The following is a 7034-nucleotide window of genomic DNA, read 5'->3' on the forward strand; positions in this document are numbered from 1 at the left end:
CGCGTGGCTGATCACCTCGGCGGGAAACCGATACCCGGAATAGGGCGACTTGGCGGCTGGCGGGACCATTCGGAGCCCCTACCGGACCGGGACCAGCCCGCCAAGCTGCGCCCGACTTGACGGTGCCACCTCGCCTGCAACCGCAGTACTATGGGTCTTGTGTCGGAGAGTTCTACAATGCCCGACGCCCGCACAGCTCCTTGGCCGGGCAAACCCCCGACGAGGCGTATGGGGCAAACCGGATGGAGAGATTGGCGGCCTGACGGAAACCAGAACCGAGCCTATCCAGGCCGTCAAACTGTCCGACGGATGGGGACCACCTCACTCTTCCAGCTCCGTCGCGACCACGTCACCGCCGGTCAGCATCGCGCCGCGAGGACGCGTGCCTTCGCCATCTGGGCGGAAATCAGTGGGGCACCTGCCACAGCGTAAGATCTGAGCCAGCATCGCCTCCGGCCTGCAAGCACGATCAGTCCAGCGCCAACAACTTGACGGTGCCCCTCCTATTACAACTACCTATGAACTCAAGATCGCTAAAGCGACTGCACCAACACCTCGTCCAGGAACCACTTGTTGCCCGGCCTCGGCCGACGCCGCTTCAGAGCGTTCGCGAACTGCCGGCCAAAGCGCAGGCCCCACTCGCGGATAGTCTCGTAGCTCACCACGACACCTCGGGCGGCCAGGATCAGCTCGACGTCCCGCAGGCTCAGGCTGAAGCAGTGGTACAGCCATACCGCATACTCGATAACCTCAGCCGGGTAGCGGAAGCCGCGGTAGGGGTTGGGCGGGGTCGTCATACAAGGCAGGCTGCCACCGCCCGACCAGACCGCCAACCTGACATGGCCGCGATGGCGATTTGGCTGTTCTCTCAGGTGTTGCCCTAAGCAAGGGCCTGGGCCGAGATCCAGACCCCAGACATGTGGCCGAAGCTGCCAGCGTAACAACTGACACCGCGTCAAACGCCACGAAATGCCACCAGCGGAGCGGGCGGGGTGGACGGCAACCCGATACAGTGCAGAATCGTTCTGGCGGCGCGGCTAGTTCGGCCGCACTGGCATGGTGCTGTTTCCCCAACTCGCCCGGCGGTCCGATCCCACCGGGCTCCCCTTGTCCGCCGCAGAACGAGGAGGCCCCGCCGGTTAGGCCGGGCTGCACTTACGGCGCTCTGGGGCAGGCGCCATTACTGGCGGGGCCCCACGCGTCCTGTCCGCGCTCACCGCTCCGCCTGCGGCATCGCCCTCACCAGTATGAGCAGTCCCGGCGCTCAGTTTGTGTCCATCTCCCGCGCAAGTAGAAGAAGCTCCCTCCGGCGGTGTTCCGGTATGTGCCACCAACGGCGAACGAGTTCGAGCGAACCGAGCAGGCCGCCTCTTGGCGGGTTTCCCACTGGTCGCCTCCACTCCGCGATGCGGGCCTGGCGCATTCGTTCCGCCTGAGAGGTCCTGGTATATCCGCTCACTGCTCCCCCTCCGTCATCGCCCTAACCAGCGCCAGCACCAAGCGCCGCTTCTCCGGATCCAGCTTCGCCCAGCGGGCCATCAGCTCCTCCGACTGGATGAGCAGGATCATTGCGTCTCGTTCCTCTTCCGGGGTTAGCCGGGGAGGACAGGTCATAGCCGCTTCACTTCCACCATCGCCTTCATCAACATCAGAACCAGCTTCCGCTCGTCCGGCCCGATCTTGGCCCAAAGAGCCAGCAGCTCTTGCAGATCGGCGAACTGGGCCAGCCCTGGAGTTCCTGGCTCAGCGCGGGGGAGCGGGGAGGGAGGGTCACTCCTGTTTTCCGTCAGTCATCGTCCTGACCAGCGCCAGGAGAACCCGCCGTTGTCCTGGGTTGAGTTTAGCCCACTTAGCTATCAGTTCCTCGCCGTCGACGATCAGCGCCATAGCGCTGCGCTCTTCTTCCGGGGGCAAGGGCGGAGGAAGGGTCATCAGTCCTTGATCTCCGGCGCCATCTCTACTCCGCCTGGATTCGTGCCGGCCAAGCGTGGCCGAACCAAACTGCGCCGCCTAGAGGCCCATCCCCGCCTAGCCCTGGCGCCGGCCGGCCGAGAGATGCCGAAAAAGTAGGGTGACGAATGTCCCTGGCCAGCGCAGGCTTCGCGCACTGCGGGAGCATCCAGGGCGTTGTGAAACGTTCTGCCCGCAAGACTGAGCAGCCGGTGGGTGAGGCGTCTCCTCATCTCCGGCCGCTTTTTTGCGTCTACACAACTTTTGGTTGCGTACTCGCGGTTCTGTGAACTAGAACGCGGCCGACCCAAGCCTTCCCCCCGTTCAGGCTTGGATAAAACGGCCGACAGACCCACCCCCCTTGGGTCCTGTCGGCCGTTTTGCGTTGTTGGTGCCTGACCTCCCTCCCCAACCCACCCGTCACAAGCCGCGCGGGGGTGGCCGAGGGCTGTCCTGACTGTCCGACCGGAAAGAGCAAGGTTGGGCTGAAAATGAAGTCCGGCTGCCCAGAGGGCACCTCCTGTCCGACCGTCGCCAAGCAGGTCGGAAAGCGGTTTATGCGGATAAAATGAGGGTAATCCGACCTGTCCGACCGAAAATCACTAGGGTGGCGACGAGTTCGCTTTTCTGGCCTCCCGCGGTATCCGGCACTCAGGCCTCGTGGCTGACCTCCATCCCGCGCAGCGCCAGGGTCCCGGTCAGGTCGCGCAGGGTGAGCCGGTGCCGCAGGCGGCAGAACACCACGAAAGCGATGATGTCGCTGGGCAGGAAGGCCCGGTTCAGCACGCCGCCGCTGCGCTCGTTGAACTGGCGCCCTCAGTCCCGGCAGCGGAACCGCCGGCAGCCCCGCGCCATCGCTTTCGGCCGCTCCGTCACCGCTACAGATCCACAGCGGATGCAGTTCATCCCGTCAGCCAAACCACCATCGGCCCCGCTCGCATCCTACGTGATCCGGCAGCGCCGCCAAAGCCGTCCCTCTGGCGCGAGGTCTGACACAACGACGCGGACACTCCGCCCAAGTGTTGGTTGTTGCGAACTTAGACAATTTTGGTCGGCATTCCGGTCTGAATACATATGTAAAAATCGTCTCAAAAGTTGCAAGTTCGCCCGGAGCGACAAGTTAACGTGGCAGCATCTACTTAGCCCGAAAGGGCAAGATCCTGGACCACACGGCGGGGCGTTTAGACGGCGCTCCACAGCGCTTTGGGACAAAGAGGAAAGTCGATGGACGGCACAATACCGGCGCAGAGCATGGAGCGGGAACACCGCTCAAGTCCAATCGATGTGCATGTAGGGAGCAGAGTTCGCCAACGCCGCACCCTGCTCGGCATGAGCCAGGAGAAACTTGGCGAGGGGCTCGGGCTGACCTTCCAGCAGGTGCAGAAGTATGAGCGTGGCGTGAACCGCATCGGGGCCAGCCGCCTGTTCGACCTGGCTCGCGTGCTGGATGTGCCGATCAGCTTCTTCTTCGATGACATGCCGGAAAGCGCGGGCAGCAGGGCGCCCGGCTCCTGCTCTGGCCTCTACGAGGCCCAAGGGAGCCTAGAGGGCGACACCCTGCGCAAGCGGGAGACACTGGAGCTGGTGCGTGCTTATTACCGCATCACGGAGCCGGCCGTGCGCAAGCGGGTTTTCGACCTCATCAAGAGCCTCGCACCGATCGAGTGAGCGGCGTGAAGGCGCCGAGACGACACCCGTTCTGTCGCACTTTCTGTGCTGTAGCGCGTCAACCAAGTTGTCCGGGACCGACAGCCAAGGGCTCTTCCGCATTCCCGGTGCAGATGGATGGCCGGATCGGCCCTTCATGCGGCGGCGAGGATGCGTTTGCGCAGCAGATCATGGTGCGCCCGGCCATACATTTGGCGCTTGATGGTCTTCACGCGGTTGATCTGCCCCTCGACCGGGCTCGTGCTCCAGGGCTCGACGATGCCGGCGCACACGGCCGCCGCGTCACGGGCAATGCCGCTCGCGAAGCTGGCGAGTTCACTCTGTCTGGCGGCGGTGAGCCATTCGTCGAAGCCGGAAGAGCTATGCGGGAATTTGGGTGACGCGGTGATCAGGCGGCGTTCTGTGCTGGCGTGTTGGTGACCTCGACGCCGTTGTGGAATGTGACGCCCTGGATGAGCTTGGGCAACTGGTTCTCGTCCTTCAGCCGGCGCCATGTCTTGGCCGCGGCCATGACGAGCTTGAAGACCATGAGCCGGGCGGTGTCCTGGGACAGGGCGCCCTTGGTTCGGACGGTCCGGTGGCGCACCGTGGCGAACACGCTCTCGATCGGGTTCGAGGTGCGGAGGTGGTCCCAGTGCTCGGCGGGGAAGTCGTAGAAACTGAGTAGCGCGTCCTGGTCCTTCACCAGGCAGGTGACGGCTCTCTCGTACTTGGCTCCGTACTTCCCGGCGAAGGTGGTGATCGCAGCCTCGGCCGTATCGCGGTCCGGCGCCTGCCAGACCTCGCGCAGGTCGGCCTTGGCGGCCGGCTGGACGGACCGGGGTAGCTTGTTCAACAGGTTGGCGGTTTTATGCACCCAGCACCGTTGATGCCGGGTCGCCGGCGAGACCTCGTCCAGCGCCTTCCAGAAGCCGAGCGCGCCGTCGCCCGTGGCCAGTTCGGGCGCAATCGCCAGACCACGGGCCTTGAGGTCCACCAGCAGTTCCCGCCAGCTCTGCGCGCTCTCGCGCAGACCCACCTGGAAGCCGAGCAGCTCCTTCCTGCCCTCCGGGGTGGCGCCAATGAGCACCAGCATGCATTCGGCCTGCGGCTCCATCCTGGCCTGCAGATAGACGCCATCGGCCCAGACATACACGTAGCGGCGGGCCGACAGGTCGCGCCGCTGCCAGCGCGCGTAGTCCGCTTCCCATTCATTCCGCAGCCGCGCGATCACCGAAGGTGACAGGTTCGGGGCCTCCTTGCCCAGCAAGGCCCCGAGCGCCTCCCCGAAGTCGCCCATCGAGATCCCACGCAGGTAGAGGATGGGTAACAGGGCATCCAGGCTCCGCGTCCGCCGCGCCCAGCGCGGCAGAAGGGCCGAGGTAAAGCGGATCCGCTCGCCCCCCATCTCCTCGCCGGCGCCGCGGTCGCGCAACTTTACCCGCTGCACCGGCACCGGGCCAATCCCGGTCTGAACCAGGCGCTCCGGGCCATGCCCGTGTCGCACCAGGCGCTCGCGCCCATCCGGCAGCCGTTCCCCCTTCATCTCGGCCAGGAAGGCCTCCGCCTCGGCCTCAACGGCCTGGGCCAGCAGTCGGCGGGCGCCGCTCCTCAGCACCGCCGTCAGCGGGTCCTCGATCGTCTCTGGCTGACGCAGGGGGACAACAGTGGTATCGCTCATCTCGGCGTATCGCTCCTTCGGGAGGTTCAGGCAGGCTTCCGCCCACCTCGATGCGCCGCCTCTCTCACATCGCCATCACCCACTTTCGGCCATAGCTCACACCTCGCCAATCCGGGCCTCTCTGGCGCGAGAGTTGACAGAACCCAGGACCGGGCGACCAGATCTTGGAATGCAGTGACGCCGGGCGACGTTATGCTTGAGTGGCAGGCTCGACGCCGTAACCACATGGCCAGAGCTGGGCTACCCGCAATGGCTTCCCGCACCAACGCCGTTGCACGTCTCATCGGAGGTAGCTCTCATGCGCCATACTGGATGCGGCGCTCTGCCGTTACTTCTTGGCCTTCCTTCTGAGTATCCGGCATGAATACGACATGTGGAACTTTGGATCGGGCAGGCATGACGCCAGTTGCCCCCACACGTATCGGGACGGATGCGGAAGCCGCGGATATTGGAACCTTCTACTGGGCGGAAGTGGTGGACGCACCGACCTTTGCCAGCCTCGAGGAGCCGTGGCGAGCCCTCTGCGCCCACGCCGCGGTGCCGAATGTTTTCATGGAGCCAGCCTTCGCGCTGGCCGCGGCGGAACAGTCAGGCCGGCAAGTGCGTGTCCTGCTCGCATGGCAGGGCGGGCCAAAGACGGCGCAGGCGCGACGTCTGGTCGGCGTCTGGCTCGTGCTGCTGCGCCGCTCGCGCCCGACATGGCCGCGGAAGGCGCTCATCAGCCCGGTCAGCCCGGTGGCCTATCTTGGCACACCGGTCCTCGACCGCATTGCGCTACGGCCAGCTCTGCGCGCTCTGCTCACTGTGGCGCGCACCGACCCGACATTGCCTGGCCTGGTGCAGCTTTGCGACCTGAACGCAGAGCTCCTGCCCGATTTCCGGGCCGTCCTGCGCGAGGAGCAGATGCAGACTGCCATCATCGGGGGGCGCTCGCGCGCCCGGCTTCTGCCACACCCGGACGCGAAGGCCTTCTGGGCGGCCTCGATGTCGAAGACCCGGCGGCAGGCACTGGAACGCCAGCGCCGGCAACTTGCGAAGGCGGGCCAGTTGACGTTCTCGGTAACACGGGACCCGAAGGCCATCTCAGCGATGACCGAAGAGTTCCTTGCCCTGGAGGCTTCCGGCTGGAAGGCCCGGCGCGGAACCGCACTAGCCTCGACGCCATCGACTGCGGCGCTGACCCGGCGCATGATTGAGGGGTTGGCGAAGGACGGGAAAGTGGCGGTCCATGCGCTCCGGCTGGACGGCAAACCGGTGGCCATGGGCATGATCCTTTACTCCGGCGCCGGCGCCTTCACTTGGCGGACCGCCTTCGATGAGGGCCACCGGCGCGCCTCGCCCGGGGTGTTGCTGCTGGAGGATACGACCCGCACGCTACTTGCCGATCCTGCGGTCGCCGTGACCGACTCCTGCAACAGCAGCGACGTCGGCTTTCAGGCCGAGCGCTGGCCTGAGCGGCATGGCCTCGTAGACATACTGATCGAGCTGCGATCGCACGGCAGGCTCGGCATCGCGCTCTTGGCGGTCCGGGAGCGAATCCTTCGCAAGCTGAAGAACTCTGCGCGCCAGGTGCGGGACGTGCTGCGAGATGCCGCGCCGCGTCTCCGCCGACGTGCGATACCGCTGAAGGGCACCGTCAAGTCGGGCGCAGCTTGGCGGGCTGGTCCCGGTCCGGTAGGGGCTCCGAATGGTCCCGCCAGCCGCCAAGTCGCCCTATTCCGGGTATCGGTTTCCCGCCGAGGTGATCAGCCACGCG

At 65.5% G+C, this 7034-nt stretch carries 7 protein-coding genes; 2 read left to right on the plus strand and 5 right to left on the minus strand.

Features of this window, described 5'->3' with window-relative positions:
* Nucleotides 1-533: 533 nt before the first annotated feature.
* From ACO1BU_RS35245 to ACO1BU_RS35255, 3 genes are all read right to left on the minus strand, one after another.
* Nucleotides 534-797 (minus strand): hypothetical protein, encoded by a 264-nt coding sequence (locus ACO1BU_RS35245; RefSeq protein WP_424140560.1) that lies wholly within the window; start codon nucleotides 795-797, stop codon nucleotides 534-536.
* Between the two features lie 973 nt (nucleotides 798-1770).
* Entirely contained in the window at nucleotides 1771-1932 is a 162-nt protein-coding gene (locus ACO1BU_RS35250; RefSeq protein WP_424140561.1) for a hypothetical protein, read from the minus strand.
* Nucleotides 1933-2601: 669 nt separating this feature from the next.
* Nucleotides 2602-2736: a hypothetical protein gene (locus tag ACO1BU_RS35255; RefSeq protein ID WP_424140562.1), complete on the minus strand. Its 135-nt coding sequence runs from the start codon at nucleotides 2734-2736 to the stop codon at nucleotides 2602-2604.
* Between the two features lie 438 nt (nucleotides 2737-3174).
* On the opposite strand from ACO1BU_RS35255, the gene ACO1BU_RS35260 reads away from it, so the two are divergent.
* Entirely contained in the window at nucleotides 3175-3618 is a 444-nt protein-coding gene (locus ACO1BU_RS35260; RefSeq protein WP_424140563.1) for a helix-turn-helix domain-containing protein, read from the plus strand.
* A gap of 134 nt (nucleotides 3619-3752) precedes the next feature.
* On the opposite strand, the gene ACO1BU_RS35265 is transcribed toward ACO1BU_RS35260, so the two are convergent.
* Entirely contained in the window at nucleotides 3753-3890 is a 138-nt protein-coding gene (locus tag ACO1BU_RS35265; RefSeq protein WP_424140564.1) for a hypothetical protein, read from the minus strand.
* Between the two features lie 116 nt (nucleotides 3891-4006).
* On the minus strand, nucleotides 4007-5278 hold the full coding sequence (locus ACO1BU_RS35270) for an IS256 family transposase (protein WP_424140565.1): 1272 nt from the start codon (nucleotides 5276-5278) through the stop codon (nucleotides 4007-4009).
* A gap of 396 nt (nucleotides 5279-5674) precedes the next feature.
* Here ACO1BU_RS35270 and ACO1BU_RS35275 point away from each other — a divergent pair.
* On the plus strand, nucleotides 5675-7034 hold a 1360-nt coding region (locus tag ACO1BU_RS35275), incomplete at its 3' end, for a GNAT family N-acetyltransferase (RefSeq protein WP_424140566.1).

This window comes from Roseomonas chloroacetimidivorans, assembly GCF_049629625.1.
GTDB classification, from domain to species: Bacteria; Pseudomonadota; Alphaproteobacteria; order Acetobacterales; family Acetobacteraceae; genus Roseomonas; species Roseomonas chloroacetimidivorans.